Consider the following 15,254-nt stretch of genomic DNA (forward strand, 5'->3'; position numbering starts at 1 on the left):
TCATGCAGGCTCGTTTCGTCAGCGGCGCCGGCCTCGGCTTGCGTCGTGGCCTGCTCGCCGCCTTGCAGGAGGACGGGGCGAGCGGTGCGGACTTTCTCGAAGTGGCGCCGGAGAACTGGATCGGCGTCGGTGGGCGCCTGGGCAGGCAACTGCGCGCGCTCAGCGAACGCCGGCCGCTGCTCTGCCATGGCCTGTCCCTCAATCTCGGCGGCTTCGCGCCGCTGGACCTGGAGCTGCTGCGGGCCATCAAGGCATTTCTCGATGCCCATGGCGTGCTCGGCTACAGCGAGCACCTGTCGGCCTGTGCCGATCACGGCCAGCTCTACGACCTGATGCCGCTGCCGTTCTCCGAGGAGTCGGTGGTGCGCATTGCCGAGCGCGTGCGCATCGTCCAGGACTTGCTGGAGCGGCCGCTGATCATCGAGAACGTCTCGGCTTACGCGCAGCTGCCGGGCGAGCTGGACGAGGCGAGCTTCGTTCGCGCGGTGCTGGAGCGCGCCGATTGCCAGCTGCTGCTGGACGTCAACAACCTCTACGTCAACAGCATCAATTTCAACTTCGATGCCCAGGCTTATACCGCCGCGCTGCCGAGCGAGCGCATCGCCTACCTGCATGTGGCCGGGCATTACGACCAGGCCGCCGATCTCAAGATCGACACCCACGGCGCGCCGGTGATCGACCCGGTGTGGGCCTTGCTGGCGCATGCCTACGCGCGTCACGGCGTGCGCCCGACGCTGCTGGAGCGCGACTTCAACTTCCCGCCGCTGGCCGAGCTGTACGCCGAGCTGGCGCAGATCCGCCGCCTGCAGGACGCGGCCGCGGGCGCGCGCAGGTACGGCACATGAGCGGCGTCGACCATCAGCGCGCCTTCGCCGCGCGCATCCGCCAGCCCGAGGCCGAGCCCCTGCTGCCCGGCATCGCGGCCGAGCGCATGGCGGTCTATGAAGAGCTGTTTTTCAACAATATCGAGGGTTTCGTCAGCGGCGCCTTCCCGGTGCTGCGTTCGCTGTTCGACGAGGCGCGCTGGCGCTCGCTGCTGCGCGCCTTTATCGCCGCTCACCGGGCGACGACGCCCTACTTTCTTGCGATCAGTCAGGAGTTTCTCGCCTGGCTGCAGCAAGGCTACCGGGCGCAGGCGGGCGATCCGCCGTTCATCCTCGAGCTGGCGCACTACGAATGGGTGGAGCTGGCGCTGGACGTCAGCGAGGCCGAGCTGCCGGCCCGCGGCTGGTCGCCCCTGGCCTGGCCGCTGGCCTATGCCTGGCCGGTGCAGCGCATCGGCCGCGACTACCGCCCCGAGACGCCGCCGGCCGAACCCAGCTGCCTGCTGGCCTGGCGCGACGGCCAGGACAGGGTGCGCTTCATGCAGCTGGCGCCGTTCGCCTACCGCCTGGCGCTGCGCCTGCAGGCCGGCGAGGCGCCCGCTGCCGCGCTCGCGGCCCTGGCCGCCGAGCATGGCCTGGTCGCCGATGGCGACTACCTCAATAACGCCCGCGCGCTGCTGGACGACTGGCAGCGGCGCGCCATCTGGTTTCCTTCCACCGAGGACTGACCCTCATGCTCGCCGTGCTCAATCGATGCCAGGATGCCCTGGACGCCACCCGCCGCCTGGATTTTCTCGGCCCGCTGCTGCTGCGCCTGTACCTGGTGCCGGTGTTCTGGATGGCCGGTACGCGGAAACTCAAGGATATCGACGCCACCGCCGCCTGGTTCGGCAACCCGGACTGGGGCCTGGGCCTGCCGTTTCCCGAGCTGCTGGCCTGGGCCGCGGCGCTGACCGAGGCGGGCGGGGCGATTCTGCTGCTGTTCGGCCTGGCGGTGCGCTGGGTGAGCATTCCGCTGATGGTGACCATGCTGGTGGCGATCTTCGCCGTGCACTGGCCCTATGGCTGGCAGGCCATCGCCGACCCCACGGCGCCCTTCGCCAACGAGCGGGTGCTGGCGGCGGCGGAGAAACTGCAGCGGGCACGGGCGCTGTTGCGCGAGCACGGCAACTACCAATGGCTGACCGGCAGTGGCCAGTTCGTGGTGCTGAACAACGGCATCGAGTTCGCCGCCACCTACCTGGCGATGCTGCTGGCGCTGTTCTTCGGCGGGGCGGGGCGCTGGCTGAGCCTGGATTACTGGCTGGCGCGGCGCTGGCGGCGCTGAAACTGTCCTCGGATTGCATCCGGGTCGGCGATCATGGGCTTCGCTGCGCTCGGCGCCAACCTACTCCTGGCGTAGTTCGACCAGCCATTCCTTGGGCACGTCGCGCTTGAGCGCCAGCTGGCACTGCTGGCTGTCGGGGTCGAAGACGATCACCGCCTCGCCCTTGTCGAGGGCGCGGCGCACCCGTTGCACGCGGGTTTCCAGCGGGGTTTCGTCGCCGTTGTCGGTGCCCTCGCGGGTGACGAAGTCCTCGATCAGCGCGGTGAGGGTATCGGCTTGCAGCAGGTGAGCGGGAATCAGCACGGCAGGAAGGCTCCAGTCAAACGGTGCCCATGCTAGCGCGCGCGTCAGGTACTGTGCACCCGCAGAAAGCGCTCCAGGGTGCTGTAGAGCAGGCCGCTGTCCAGTGGTTTGCCGAGAAAGTCGTCCATCCCGGCGTCCAGGCCGTGCTGGCGGTGTTCGTCGAGGATATGCGCGGTCAGCGCGACGATCGGCACCGCCGCCAGCTGCTGGCTGCGCTCCAGGCGGCGGATTTGCCGGGTGGCCTCGAAGCCGTCCATCAGCGGCATCTCGCAGTCCATCAGGATCAGCTGGATGGCGCCGGGGTCGCGGCCGTATTCGGCGACCGCGGCCTGGCCGTCGGTGACCAGGCGCACGCTGTAGCCGCGCTTCTTCAGGAAACCCTGGACCACCAGCTGGTTCACCGGGTTGTCCTCGGCCACCAGGATGCAGGGGGTGTCGTGGTTGTCGCTGCGTATCTCTCTGAGCAACTGATGTACCTGTGCGCGGGGTTCTTCGTAGAGTTCGCCCAGCGCCTGGCGCAGGGCGTTGACCGCCATCGGCTGGGCCAGGTGCTGCAGGCGCAGGCCCTGGCTGGCCGGCAGCTGCTGGCAGGCTTCGGGCGGGCAGACCAGCAGCACGCGCTGCTGTGGCTGCAGCTTGGGCCGCAGCGAGTCGAGCCAGTGGTTGACGCTGCCCGGCCAGGGCGCCATCAGCACCAGCAGCGGCGGCGCGGCGAAATCCTCCAGGTAATCCAGCAGGCGTTCCGGGGTCTGGCAGCGTTCGGTGCGCATGCCCCAGCGCCCGAGCAGGCGGCTGGCGGCGTCCAGGCCGAGGCCGTCGAGCGAGGCGAGCAGGGCGGTGCGCCCGGCCAGCAGGCGGCCGAGTTCGTCGGGCGCCTCGGCCGCGCTCAGCAGCGGAATGTCGAAGGCGAAACGGGTGCCCTGGCCGGGGGTGCTCTGCACCTCGATGCGGCCGTCCATCATCTCCACCAGCTCCTTGCTGATGGCCAGGCCCAGGCCGCTGCCGCCATAGCGACGGGTGGTGCTGGAGTCGCCCTGGGCGAAGGATTCGAACAGCTGGGCCAGGGCCTGCTCGCTGATGCCGATGCCGCTGTCGCTGACGGCAAACACCAGGTGCGGCTGGCCGTGGCTGTCGCTGCGGCGGCTGACGCTGATCGCCACGTGGCCCTCGGCGGTGAATTTCAGGGCGTTGCTGAGCAGGTTCATCAGCACCTGCTTGAGCCGCGTCGGGTCGCCCTGGATGCGCCGCGGCACGCCGCCTTCGAGGCTGACGTAGAGGCGCAGGCGCTTGTCCAGGGCCTGGCCGGTGAACAGGCTGAGGGTCTCGGAGATCAGGTCTTCCAGGTCGAACTCGATCTGCTCCAGGCTGAGCTTGCCGGACTCGATGCGGGCGTAGTCGAGGATGTCGTTGATCACCGCCATCAGCGAGCTGCCGGAGCTGGAGATGGTGTCGACGTAGAAGCGCTGGCTGCGATCCAGCGGCGTCTCGCGCAGCAGCTGCAGCATGCCCAGCACGCCGTTGAGCGGGGTGCGGATCTCGTGGCTCATCTTGGCCAGGAAGCGGCTCTTGGCCTGGCTCTCGAACTCGGCCTGTTCGGCGGCGCGGCGCGAGCGGAAGCCTTCCTCCTTGAGCAGGTTGATGCGGTCGGCCAGGCCGATGGACAGGGTGATCAGCTCGATGGTCACGCCGATCTTCACCACCGTGGCGCCGAACACGCCGAACACTTCCAGGCCCAGCGAGCCGGTGGTGGCCTGGATGAAGGCGAACAGCAGGATGGCCCAGGCCAGGGTGTAGTAGGAGCCGTAGCGCACGCCGCGGCGCCAGACGTAGACGCCGGTGAGCAACAGGATCAGCGACACCAGCGAGACGGTGACGCTGGCCAGGATGTTCCAGGCGGAAAGGCCGATCAGCGGCGCCGACAGCAGGATGCCGGCGCAGGCCAGCATCAGCAGGCGCAGGCCGGTGTCCAGGCGCGGGAAGTACTGGCGCGCGTGGAGGAAGTGGCGGCTGAACTGGATGGCGGTCAGGCAGTGCAGGTACATCAGGATGTAGATGCTCACCGACTGGAAGGCCACGTGCTCGGGTAGCAGCTTGAACAGCATGCCGTCGAAGCAGGCGGCGAGCAGGCCGACGTTGAGGTTGTAGGCCAGGTACCAGAGGTAGGCGGCTTCACGCAGCGACAGGTAGAGGAACAGGTTGTAGCAGAACATGGCGAACAGCACGCCGTAGAACGCGCCGTTGAAGCCCATGAGGTTTTCCTGGGCCACCGCGCTGGCGCCGTAGGTGCTGAAGAACAGCGGCACGAACACCGTGCTGGTGGTGTCGACGCGCACCAGCAGGGTGCTGACGCCGGGCTCCAGCTGCAGCGGGAACCAGAAGTTGCGCACCTGCACCGGGCGCTGGGAGAAGGCGTAGCGGTCGCCGCTTTCCTGTTCCAGGCGGCGGCCGTCGGGGGCGACGAGGAACACCTGCAGGTGGTCGAGCAGCGGGTAGTTGACCTCCAGGTAGCCGCCCAGCGCCTGCGTCAGGCCGTTGACCAGGCGCACCTTGAACCACCACACCGAGGCGTTCTTGCCCTGGTTGGCGTGCTCGCCCTCGATGCGGCGGAAGGCGTCGTCGTCCAGTGCCAGCGCCTGGTCGACGCTCAGCTGGCCGCCGACGTCCTCGTAGTAGCCGGTGTAGGGGCCGAGGGAAAGGCGCAGGTCGTCGCTATCCAGCGGCGCGGGTGGCAGGGCCCAGCTCGGGGACGTCAGCCAGAACAGCAGCAAAGCCAGGCACAGACGAGGCATCCGGAAACCTCAGTGGGCCACCAACAATGGCCGGGAATCATGTCCAACGTCGCGTCGCGACGGCCCGAAGGGTGACCGCCAGGGATGGCTGGCGGTTGCAGCGGGGGCGCTCGCGGCCCCCCCTGGTTCTTTCGCGCCACTTTGCCCGGATGCGCGGGCCCCTTCAAGCGTCCTTGTCGTGCTGGCCGAGCAGGCTGTCCACTGGCGGGACGCGCGTCTCGCTTTCCATCTGCGCGTCGTGTTCGAGCTGGTGGCTGAAACGCTCCAGCGAGCCCTGCGCCGGCTGCGCGTCGCTGGCGAACACCGGCGGGCTGAGCAGGTAGGCGGTGAGCAGGCGGCTGAGCGCCTTGAGGCTGTCGATATGGGTGCGCTCGTAGCCGTGGGTGGCGTCGCAGCCGAAGGCCAGCAGCGCGGTGCGGATGTCGTGGCCGGCGGTGACCGCCGACTGCGCGTCGCTGTGGTAGTAGCGGAACAGGTCGCGGCGCACCGGGATTTCCTGCTCGGCGCCCAGGCGCAGCAGCTGGCGCGACAGGTGATAGTCGTAGGGGCCGCCGGAGTCCTGCATGGCCACGCTGACCGCGTGTTCGCTGGACTGCTGGCCGGGCGCCACCGGGGCGATGTCGATGCCGACGAACTCGCTGACGTCCCAGGGCAGCGCGGCGGCGGCGCCGGAGCCGACCTCCTCGGTGATGGTGAACAGCGGGTGGCAGTCGATCTCCGGCTGCAGGCCGTGCTCCTTGATGGTCTTCAGCGAGGCCAGCAGGGCGGCGACGCCGGCCTTGTCGTCGAGGTGGCGGGCGCTGATATGGCCGCTCTCGGTGAATTCCGGCAGCGGGTCGAAGGCGACGAAATCGCCCACCGAGATGCCCAGCGACTCGCAGTCGGCGCGGGTGGTGGTGTAGGCGTCGAGGCGCAGCTCGATGTGGTCCCAGCTGATCGGCAGGTTGTCCACCGCGGTGTTGAAGGCGTGCCCGGAGGCCATCAGCGGCAGCACGCTGCCGCGCAGCACGCCCTGGTCGGTGAACACGCTGACCCGGCTGCCCTCGGCGAAGCGGCTCGACCAGCAGCCCACCGGGGCCAGGCCGAGGCGGCCGTTGTCCTGCACCTCGCGGACGATGGCGCCGATGGTGTCGAGGTGTGCCGACACCGCGCGGTCGCAGCGCTCGCAATCGCTCTGGCGGCCCTTGAGGGTGGCGCGGATGGTGCCGCGGCGGGTCAGCTCGAAGGGGATGTCGAGGTCGTTCAGGCGCTCGGCGACGTAGCGCACTATGGTGTCGGTGAAGCCGGTGGGGCTGGGGATGGCGAGCATCTCCAGCAGCACCTTCTGCAGGTAGTCGAGGTCGGGTTCGGGTAGTTGCGGCATATGGACTCCTCGGCGTTGCCATTGCCCCTCGCCCGTTTACGGGAGAGGGGAGGGAGAGGGCTACCGATCAGCGCTCAGCTGATCACCTGGCTCAGCGGGAACAGCAGGTCGACGAAGCGTTCGGCGGTCGGCTGCGGTTCGTGGTTGGCCAGGCCGGCGCGTTCGTTGGCCTCGATGAACACATGCTGCGGCTGGTCGGCGGCCGGCACCAGCAGGTCGAGGCCGACCACCGGGATCTCCAGGGCGCGCGCGGCCTTGATCGCCGCCTCGCGCAGGCTCGGGTGGAGGATCGCGGTGACGTCCTCCAGGGTGCCGCCGGTGTGCAGGTTGGCGGTCTTGCGCACGGCCAGGCGCTGGCCCGCGGGCAGCACGCTGGCGTAGTCGAGGCCGGCGCCGTGCAGGGTGCGCAGGGTTTCGGCGTCCTTGGGAATGCGGCTTTCGCCGCCGGTGGCGGCCTGGCGCCGGCGGCTCTGCGCGTCGATCAGCGCGCCGACGCTGTGGCGGCCGTCGCCGATGATCTCGGCCGGGCGGCGGATGGCCGCGGCGACCACCTCGTAGCCGATCACCAGCACGCGCAGGTCGTGGCCTTGGTGGAAGCTTTCCAGCAGCACGCGCTGGTCGAACACGCGGGCGCGCTCGATGGCGTCCTGCACCTCGCCCGGCGTGCGCAGGTCGACCGCCACGCCCTGGCCCTGTTCGCCGTCCACCGGCTTGACCACCAGGGCGCCGTGTTCGGCGAGAAAGGCGGCGTTGTCCTCGGCGCTGCCGGCCAGGCGCTGCGCCGGTACGGCGAGGCCGGCGCGCGACAGGGCGCGGTGGGTCAGGCGCTTGTCCTGGCACAGGGTCATGCTCACCGCGCTGGTCAGGTCGGTCAGCGATTCGCGGCAGCGGATGCGCCGGCCGCCCTGGCTCAAGGTGAACAGCCCGGCCTCGGCGTCGTCCACCTGCACCTCGATGCCGCGGCGCAGTGCCTCGTCGACGATGATGCGCGCATAGGGGTTGAGCTCGGCCTGCGGGCCGGGGCCGAGGAACAGCGGCTGGTTGATGCCGTTCTTGCGCTTGAGACTGAAGGTCTGCAGCTCGCGGAAACCCAGCTTGGCGTAGAGCTGCTTGGCCTGGCGGTTGTCGTGCAGGACGGAAAGATCGAGATAACTGAGCCCGCGGCTCATAAAGTGCTCGATCAGGTGGCGCACCAGCACCTCGCCGACGCCGGGGCGGCTGCACTGCGGGTCCACCGCCAGGCACCAGAGGCTGCTGCCGTTTTCCGGGTCGTGGAAGGCGCGCTGGTGGTTGAGGCCCATGACGCTGCCGATCACCGCGCCGCTGTCCTCGTCCTCGGCCAGCCAGTAGGTGGGCCCTCCTTCGTTGTAGGGGGTGAGTTTCCCCGGCTCGATCGGCAGCATGCCGCGCATCTGGTACAGGCAGTTGATCGCCTGCCAGTCGGCCTCGTTCTGCGCGCGGCGGACGCGGTAACCGCGAAAGCCGCGGCGCGCCGGCCGGTAGTCGGTGAACCACAGGCGCAGGGTGTCGGAGGGGTCGAGGAACAGCTGCTGCGGCGCCTGCGCCAACACCTGGTGCGGAGCGGCGACGTACAGGGCGATATCACGCTCGCCGGGCTGCTCGTCGAGCAGGGCGGCGGCCAGTTCGCCGGCATCCGGGTAGGTGTGGCCGATCAGCAGGCGGCCCCAGCCGCAGTGCACGGCCAGCGGCTGGCTGGGCTGGGCGTTGTGATCCTCGGCCAGACGCGCCTGCAGGCGTTCGTAGGAGGGCGTCTGGCCGCGCAGCAGGCGTTGGTTGTAGGCAGTGGGGCGCATTGGAATGGTCCTTTGCTGTCTGCAACGCCCGGATCGGATCCGGGCGTGAATGGAGTCGCGACAACCCCGGATTGCATCCGGGCTACGGCTGTGCCGAAGCGTAGGGTGGATGTCGCTTTTCACATCCACCCTGTCGGTGGAGAACGCTTCGCGGTTTTCCACCCTAGGCGTTTACAGGCCTTGCTCGCTCAACCACAGGTTGAGCGCCGCCAGCTGCCACAGCTTGGAGCCGCGCAGCGGCGTCAGCTGGCCCTGCGGGTCGGTCAGCAGCTGGTCGAGCATGGCCGGGTTGAACAGGCCGCGATCCTGGCTGGGGTCGAGCAGCAGGTCGCGCACCCAGCCCAGGGTGGCGCCTTCCAGGTGCTTGAGTCCGGGCACCGGGAAGTAGCCCTTGGGCCGGTCGATCACCTCGCCGGGGATCACCTGGCGCGCCGCCTCCTTGAGCACGTGCTTGCCACCGTCCGGTAGCTTGAAGCGCGCCGGAATACGCGCCGACAGTTCCACCAGGCGGTAGTCGAGGAACGGCGTGCGCGCCTCCAGGCCCCAGGCCATGGTCATGTTGTCCACCCGCTTGACCGGGTCGTCGACCAGCATCACCGTGCTGTCCAGGCGCAGCGCCTTGTCCACCGGCGCGGCGGCGCCGGGGGCGGCGAAGTGCTGGCGGACGAATTCGCCGGCCATGTCGCCGGTCAGCCACTGCGGCTGCACGCAGGCGGCGTACTCGTCGTAGTCGCGGTCGAAGAAGGCCGCGCGGTAGGCGGCGAAGGCGTCGTCGGCGCCGTCCACCTGCGGGTACCAGTGGTAGCCGGCGAACAGCTCGTCGGCGCCCTGGCCGCTCTGCACCACCTTGCAGTGCTTGGCCACCTCGCGCGACAGCAGGTAGAAGGCGATGCAGTCGTGGCTGACCATCGGCTCGCTCATGGCGCGGAAGGCCGCCGGCAACTGCTCGATGATCTCGTGCTCGTCGATGCGCAGCTGGTGGTGGCGGGTGGCGAAGCGCTCGGCGATCAGGTCCGAGTACTGGAACTCGTCGCCACGCTCGCCGCCGGCATCCTGGAAGCCGATGGAGAAGGTCAGCAGATTCTCTACCCCGGCCTCGCGCAGCAGGCCGACCAGCAGGCTGGAGTCGACGCCGCCGGACAGCAGCACGCCGACATCCACCGCGGCGCGCTGGCGGATCGACACCGCCTCGCGCATGCCGTCGAGCACGCGCTCGCGCCAGTCTTCCAGGGTGAAGGGGATTTCCTCGCGCTGCGGGCCGAACTCCAGCTGCCACCAGCTCTGCTGCTGGCAGTTGCCGTCGGCGTCGATGCGCAGCCAGGTGGCCGGCGGCAGCTTCTCCACGCCGGCGAGGATGGTGCGCGGCGCCGGCACCACCGCGTGGAAGTTGAGGTAATGGTTGAGCGCCACGGGATCGAGGGTCCTGGCGATATCGCCGCCCTGCAGCAGGGCGGGCAGCGAGGAGGCGAAGCGCAGGCGCTCGCCGGTGCGCGACAGGTACAGCGGCTTGACGCCGAGGCGGTCGCGGGCGATGAACAGTTGCTGGCGGTCGCGCTCCCACACGGCGAAGGCGAACATGCCGTTGAGCTTGGGCAGCAGTTTTTCGCCCCAGGCGTGGTAGCCCTTGAGCAGCACCTCGGTGTCGCCGCCGGAGAAGAAGCGGTAGCCCAGCTCTTGCAGTTCGGCGCGCAGCTCGGGGTAGTTGTAGATGGCGCCGTTGAACACCATGGACAGGCCCAGGTCGCTGTCGATCATCGGCTGGCCGGAGGCTTCGGCCAGGTCCATGATCTTCAGGCGGCGGTGGCCGAGGGCGACGGGGCCCTGGCTGTGGAAACCGTAGGCGTCGGGGCCGCGAGGGGCCTGGTGATGGGTGATGCGCTCGACGGCCGCGAGGTCCGCGGGGCGGCGATCAAAACGTAGTTCTCCAGCTATTCCGCACATATTTTCCTTACCGGTATTGCCGTTGGGGAGGGGCTCGGTGGTGGCCGAGCCTTTTACACCAAAACAAAAAAATGCTTTTATGTCAAAGTTTATGGTGCGATATATAGGTATGTATGAGCGACAAAAAAGTTCCTACTGAAATAGATTTGTCATCCGTAATGGCCTTCGAAATGCCCCTGTTCCAGGCCTTGCGACGGCTGCAGCAGGCGGGCGAGGTGCACGCCAAGCGCCTGGCCCGTTTCGGCGGGCTGACGCCCATGCAGCTGCTGATCCTGCAGGTGCTGGCCAGCGAGACGCGCCTGACCGCCAGCGCCCTCAGCGGGCGGGTCAGCCTGACCGCGGCGACCCTGTCCGGCATGCTCGACCGCCTGGAGGAACGCGGCCTGCTGCAGCGTCAGCGCGACGACCAGGATCGCCGCCGCCAGTGGCTGCTGATCAGCGACGCCGGCCGCGAGCTGATCCAGCAGGCGCCGTCGCTGCTGCCGCCGGAGTTCAACCGGCGCTTCGCCGCCCTGGCCGACTGGGAGCGCCACAGCCTGACTGCCGCGCTGCTGCGCGCCGCCGAGCTGTGCGGGGAAATGGATTGAGGCGGCGCCGCCTCGGGGCGGCGCTGGAAAACCGCTTTTTCCAGAAAAAATTCAAGCAGGGTGTTGACTTAGCGTCGTCGCCTGCATAAAGTGCGCGCCTCGCTAAGGCACATGGGTGGTTAGCTCAGCCGGGAGAGCATCTGCCTTACAAGCAGAGGGTCGGCGGTTCGATCCCGTCACCACCCACCATAGCGAATTCGGACGCAAGTCCGGCCGACGCGCAGCGGTAGTTCAGTCGGTTAGAATACCGGCCTGTCACGCCGGGGGTCGCGGGTTCGAGTCCCGTCCGCTGCGCCATTATTTCCCAGCCCGACGTTTCGTCGGTCTGAGATGGCAAACCCGCCAGGGTGCCATCCGACGTTTGCAAGAGTTCTTTGGACGCAAGTCCAACCGACACGCAGCGGTAGTTCAGTCGGTTAGAATACCGGCCTGTCACGCCGGGGGTCGCGGGTTCGAGTCCCGTCCGCTGCGCCATATACGGAAACCCGCTGATCGCAAGATCAGCGGGTTTTTTGTTGCCTGTCGTTCATGGCGGCCACCCTGGCACGACGGCAACATGTGCTGGCGGCAAATGTTCCTGCCCGCGGCTTTTCGTCATCTTGTCTTCATCCCGCCGTTCTAGCCTGATGGGCATGTTTCTTGTTTATCGTTGAACGGGTCATGCGGGAGGAGCGAGCGATGGACGATTATCAGGAAGAACTGCTGGAACTGAGCGCCCTGGAGCAGGATGCGGTGGATGGCGTCGAGGACGCCACCGAGCTCTAACGGGCCATGGCGCCCCGCAATGGGGCGCCGGCCAGGCGGCTGCCGCTCGCTCTCGTAGCCCGGCTTTCATCCGGGCTACCCGCGCTCAGGGCGAAAGAGCGTCCAGCACCTGGCCGATGGCCGTTTCCAGTCCGGCGATGGGCGCGTCCTGGTTGTCTTCGATCACCACCAGGCGGCTGTCGCCATCGCTGATCGCCTTGGCCAGCTCCGCCGAGGGCTGGCGTGGGGCGAGCACGGCGGCGACCTCGTTGTCCCGCAGCTCGGCGCTCAGTTGCGCCAGGGTCTCGGCCGTCCATTCGGCGTCTTGCGCCACGCTCAGTTCGATGCGGTCGAGGTTGAGGCCGCCGATCAGGTAATCGAAGTGATCCGACAGGCTGGCCACGCCGAGGTTGTCCAGTTCGGCCAGGCGGCTTTCGCTGCTGGCGCTGAGCTTGAGCAGGCGCTGCTTGAGCGTCGCCAGGTTGGCCTCGATCTGCGGTTTGGCCTGCGGCGCCAGGCGGCCCAGGTCGGCGGCGATCACATCGGCCATGCGCCCCAGGTTGTTGATGTTGAGCCAAGGCTGGCTGGCCAGGGCGTCGCCGCCGTCGCTGCGCAGGGCGACGCCGGGCAGGGCGCCGTCCACCGGGCGCGCGCCGTCGACTTCGACGATGCGGATATTGCTGCGCCGCGCCAGGGGGTAGAGCGGGTCGTCCGGCCACAGCGAGCGCAGGGCGATTACCGCGTCGGCGTCGCGCGCGGCCTTGTCCAGGGCGCCTGCGCCGCGGCCGGCGAAGTACGAGGGCTGGCGGCTGGCCGGCAGGTTGGGCGGAGCGGCGCGTTGCAGCTGCACGGCGCTGCCGTCGAGCAGGCTGGCGCCGAGACCGTAGGTGATCGGCAGGCTGGCGAGAATGCGCACGGGCTGTGTTTCGGCGTGCAGCGGGCCGGCGAGCAGGGCGCAGGCGGCGAGGGCGAGGCTCAGGCGTTGCAGGTTCATCCCAGGTTCCCTTTCAGGCTAGGCAGGATGCCGCGGGCGACGGCGGCGAGGGCGAAGGCGAGGCCGGCGACCATGATGATCGCGGCGCCGGAGGGGACCGGCAGTTCCAGGGCGATCGGCAGGAAGATGCCGGCCAGGGTGCTGCAGGTGGCGATCAGCACCGACAGCCAGAAGAAGCCCTTCAGCGACTGGCTGAGCAGGCGTGCGGCGGCCGCTGGGATCACCAGCAGGGCGCCGACCAGGATGGCGCCGATGACCTTGACCGCGGCTACGGTGACCAGCGACACCAGCATCACGAACAGGTAGTCCAGCGGTTTCACCGCGACGCCGCGCACGCTGGCCAGCTGCGGGTTGAAGCTGGCCAGCATGATGCGGTTGTACAGCGGCAGCGCCAAGCCCAGCACCAGCAGCGAGACCAGCGCCAGCACCGCCAGATCCTGGGCGTTGACCGTCAGCACCGAGCCGAACAGCACGTTCTCCAGGATGTGGATGTTGATCTTGCCGGCGAGCACCAGCAGCAGGCTGGCGCCGACCGCCAGCGACACCGAGAGGAACACGCCGATCAGGGTGTCCGGCGCCAGGCCGGTGCGGTTGCGCAGGTAGTTGAGCAGGATGCCGAACAGCAGGCAGTAGCCGAACAGGCTGCCGTAGGGGCCGGTGTAGGGTTCGCCGAGCAGGATGCCGATGGCCACCCCGGTCAGCGCGGCGTGGCCAACCGCCTCGGAGAAGAAGGCGAAGCGCTTGACCACCACCAGGGTGCCGAGGCCGCCGAGCACCGGGCCGATCAGCAGGCCGGCGAGCAGGGCGTTGACCACGAAGCCGTAGGCCAGGGCCTCGGGCAGGTAGCCGGCGCTGGCCCAGGCCTGGATCGCCAGGCGGATGTCTTCGAAACTCATGACGAGGCCTCTTGCTGGCGCGGATGGCTGGAGAACAGTTCGAGCAGCCGTTCCGGAGTCAGCACCTGCTGCGGCGCATCGTCGAACAGCACGCGGCGGTTGAGCCCGGTGACGCGGTCGGCGAGGCGGCCGACGGCCTGCAGGTCGTGCTCGATCCACAGCACCGTGGTGCCGGCCTGGCGCCAGTCGCGCAGCAACTGTTCGAACACCTGCACGCCGGGCTCGTCCAGCGCCGACATCGGCTCGTCCAGCACCAGCAGCTGCGCCTCGGGCACCAGGCCCTGGGCCAGCAGCACGCGCTGGCGCTCGCCGCCGGACAGCGCGCCCATGCGCCGCTTGCGCTTGTCGAGCATGCCGACCCGCGCCAGCGCCTGTTCGATGGCCGGGGCGTGGCGCCGCGACAGGCCGAGGAAGGCCGGGCGGCGCTGGCACATGGCAGCCATGAAATCGTCCACCGTCATCGGCAGGCCGCGGTCGAACTCCAGCGCCTGCGGCACGTAGCCGATGGTGCCGGGGGCGGCCGGCCAGTGCAGACGCAGCTCGCCCTGGTGCGGCATCTGCCCGAGCAGGGTCTTGATCAGCGAACTCTTGCCGCCGCCGTTGGGGCCGACCAGGGCGTGCACGCTGCCGGCGCGCACCTGGAAGCTGACGTTGTCGAGGATGCGCGTGCGGCCGAGCGCCAGCTGCACCGCGTCGAACTCGATGGCCGGGCCGCTCGGGCGCGGCAGCGCGTTCTCCAGTGCACTCATGCGCCGGAGTCCCGAATCGCCCGCACCACGGTGTCGAGGTTGTGGCGCATCTCTTCCTCGTACTTCTGCGGGCTGTAGTCGCCGTAGGAGATATGGGTCAGGGCGTAGAGCTTGACCCCGGATTCGCGCTGGATGGTGTCGACGTAGCTGGAGGGGAAGTCCATCTCCGAGAAGATCACCTGCACGTCGAGGTCCTTGAGCTGGTCGATGGTCTTCTTCAGCTGGCTGGGGCTGGGTTCGATGCCGTGGGCCGGTTCGACCACCGCGGTGACCTCCAGGCCGAACTCGCGCAGCAGGTAGTCGTAGGCGCCGTGGATGGTGGCCACCCGCAGCTCGTTGCCCGAGGCGGCGCTGAGCTGGCTCAGCGCCGTCGCGCGCAGGCCGCGCAGGCGCTTGCCGTAGGCACGGGCGTTCTGGCTGTAGAACCTGGCGTTGTCCGGGTCGAGCTTGCCCAGCTCGCGGGCGATGTTGTTGATCTGCGCGATCGAGGCGCTGATGGAGAGGAAGGTGTGCGGGTTGACCACCTTGCCTGCGCCGCGCGCGGCCTGGCCGGTGGCGGCCAGCAGCGGCACGCGGGCGTTGGCCTCGATCACCGGCACCTGCGGCTTCTCGCTGACGGCGATCATGCGGTCGGCGAAGTCGTCGTGGCCGACGCCGTTGAGCACCACCACGTCGAGGCCGCCGATGCGCTTGATGTCCTCGGCACGCGGCTCGTAGGCGTGCGGATTGAAGCCGGCGGGAATCAGCGGCACCACCTCGGCGCGGTCGCCGACTATGTTGCTGACGTAGCTGTAGTAGGGGTGCAGGGTGATGCCGATGCGCAGGCGCTGGCCGTCGGTGGCCTGGGCCAGGGCCGGCAGCAGCGCGGCGCCGAGCAGCAGGCCGCCGAGCAGGCGGCGCAGGGGGGCGGAGAGGGTCATCTG

At 68.9% G+C, this 15,254-nt stretch carries 13 protein-coding genes and 3 tRNA genes; 7 read left to right on the plus strand and 9 right to left on the minus strand.

The window, feature by feature from the left end; genetic code table 11:
- Positions 1-2 precede the first annotated feature (2 nt).
- From ACIGFL_RS06395 to ACIGFL_RS06405, 3 genes are read left to right on the plus strand one after another with little or no spacing between them, the layout of a single operon-like run.
- The gene (locus ACIGFL_RS06395; protein ID WP_122107400.1) at positions 3-845 is read left to right on the plus strand and encodes a DUF692 domain-containing protein; all 843 of its coding nucleotides are present in this window, start codon (positions 3-5) and stop codon (positions 843-845) included.
- A complete protein-coding gene (locus ACIGFL_RS06400) occupies positions 842-1,552 on the plus strand; it encodes a DUF2063 domain-containing protein (protein ID WP_397496519.1) in 711 nt (236 codons plus the stop codon). Before ACIGFL_RS06395 ends, ACIGFL_RS06400 begins: the two co-directional genes overlap by 4 nt.
- A gap of 5 nt (positions 1,553-1,557) precedes the next feature.
- Positions 1,558-2,151, plus strand: a complete 594-nt coding sequence (locus tag ACIGFL_RS06405) for a DoxX family protein (protein WP_397496520.1) — start codon at positions 1,558-1,560, stop codon at positions 2,149-2,151.
- 60 nt (positions 2,152-2,211) lie between these two features.
- Here the strand turns inward: ACIGFL_RS06405 and ACIGFL_RS06410 are convergent, their stop codons facing one another.
- The 5 genes from ACIGFL_RS06410 to ACIGFL_RS06430 form a co-directional block, all read right to left on the minus strand.
- Positions 2,212-2,454 (minus strand): YheU family protein, encoded by a 243-nt coding sequence (locus ACIGFL_RS06410; protein WP_021445222.1) that lies wholly within the window; start codon positions 2,452-2,454, stop codon positions 2,212-2,214.
- Positions 2,455-2,498: 44 nt separating this feature from the next.
- The gene (locus ACIGFL_RS06415) at positions 2,499-5,243 is read right to left on the minus strand and encodes a 7TM diverse intracellular signaling domain-containing protein (protein WP_397496521.1); all 2,745 of its coding nucleotides are present in this window, start codon (positions 5,241-5,243) and stop codon (positions 2,499-2,501) included.
- A gap of 163 nt (positions 5,244-5,406) precedes the next feature.
- Entirely contained in the window at positions 5,407-6,606 is a 1,200-nt protein-coding gene (locus tag ACIGFL_RS06420; RefSeq protein WP_021444346.1) for an osmoprotectant NAGGN system M42 family peptidase, read from the minus strand.
- Between the two features lie 74 nt (positions 6,607-6,680).
- On the minus strand, positions 6,681-8,420 hold the full coding sequence (ngg, locus tag ACIGFL_RS06425; RefSeq protein WP_397496522.1) for an N-acetylglutaminylglutamine synthetase: 1,740 nt from the start codon (positions 8,418-8,420) through the stop codon (positions 6,681-6,683).
- 171 nt (positions 8,421-8,591) lie between these two features.
- Entirely contained in the window at positions 8,592-10,361 is a 1,770-nt protein-coding gene (locus ACIGFL_RS06430) for an N-acetylglutaminylglutamine amidotransferase (protein ID WP_397496523.1), read from the minus strand.
- Positions 10,362-10,474: 113 nt separating this feature from the next.
- Here ACIGFL_RS06430 and ACIGFL_RS06435 point away from each other — a divergent pair, with 113 nt between their 5' ends.
- From ACIGFL_RS06435 to ACIGFL_RS06450, 4 genes are all read left to right on the plus strand, one after another.
- The gene (locus tag ACIGFL_RS06435) at positions 10,475-10,948 is read left to right on the plus strand and encodes a MarR family winged helix-turn-helix transcriptional regulator (RefSeq protein WP_397496524.1); all 474 of its coding nucleotides are present in this window, start codon (positions 10,475-10,477) and stop codon (positions 10,946-10,948) included.
- A gap of 113 nt (positions 10,949-11,061) precedes the next feature.
- Positions 11,062-11,137, plus strand: a tRNA-Val gene (locus ACIGFL_RS06440).
- 31 nt (positions 11,138-11,168) lie between these two features.
- Positions 11,169-11,245, plus strand: a tRNA-Asp gene (locus tag ACIGFL_RS06445).
- A 100-nt stretch (positions 11,246-11,345) separates the two neighbouring features.
- Positions 11,346-11,422: transfer RNA gene (locus ACIGFL_RS06450), tRNA-Asp, on the plus strand.
- Between the two features lie 376 nt (positions 11,423-11,798).
- Here the strand turns inward: ACIGFL_RS06450 and ACIGFL_RS06455 are convergent.
- From ACIGFL_RS06455 to ACIGFL_RS06470, 4 genes are read right to left on the minus strand one after another with little or no spacing between them, the layout of a single operon-like run.
- Positions 11,799-12,686 (minus strand): metal ABC transporter solute-binding protein, Zn/Mn family, encoded by an 888-nt coding sequence (locus ACIGFL_RS06455; RefSeq protein WP_397496525.1) that lies wholly within the window; start codon positions 12,684-12,686, stop codon positions 11,799-11,801.
- Positions 12,683-13,582, minus strand: coding sequence for a metal ABC transporter permease (locus tag ACIGFL_RS06460; protein WP_397496526.1), 900 nt, complete (start codon positions 13,580-13,582; stop codon positions 12,683-12,685). The genes ACIGFL_RS06455 and ACIGFL_RS06460 overlap by 4 nt, the downstream gene beginning before the upstream one ends.
- Positions 13,579-14,331, minus strand: a complete 753-nt coding sequence (locus tag ACIGFL_RS06465) for a metal ABC transporter ATP-binding protein (protein WP_397496527.1) — start codon at positions 14,329-14,331, stop codon at positions 13,579-13,581. The genes ACIGFL_RS06460 and ACIGFL_RS06465 overlap by 4 nt, the downstream gene beginning before the upstream one ends.
- Positions 14,328-15,251: a metal ABC transporter substrate-binding protein gene (locus tag ACIGFL_RS06470; protein ID WP_397496528.1), complete on the minus strand. Its 924-nt coding sequence runs from the start codon at positions 15,249-15,251 to the stop codon at positions 14,328-14,330. The genes ACIGFL_RS06465 and ACIGFL_RS06470 overlap by 4 nt, the downstream gene beginning before the upstream one ends.
- Positions 15,252-15,254: the final 3 nt, after the last annotated feature.

Origin of the sequence: Pseudomonas sp. NPDC077649, from assembly GCF_044542855.1 — a bacterium.
GTDB lineage: Bacteria > Pseudomonadota > Gammaproteobacteria > Pseudomonadales > Pseudomonadaceae > Aquipseudomonas.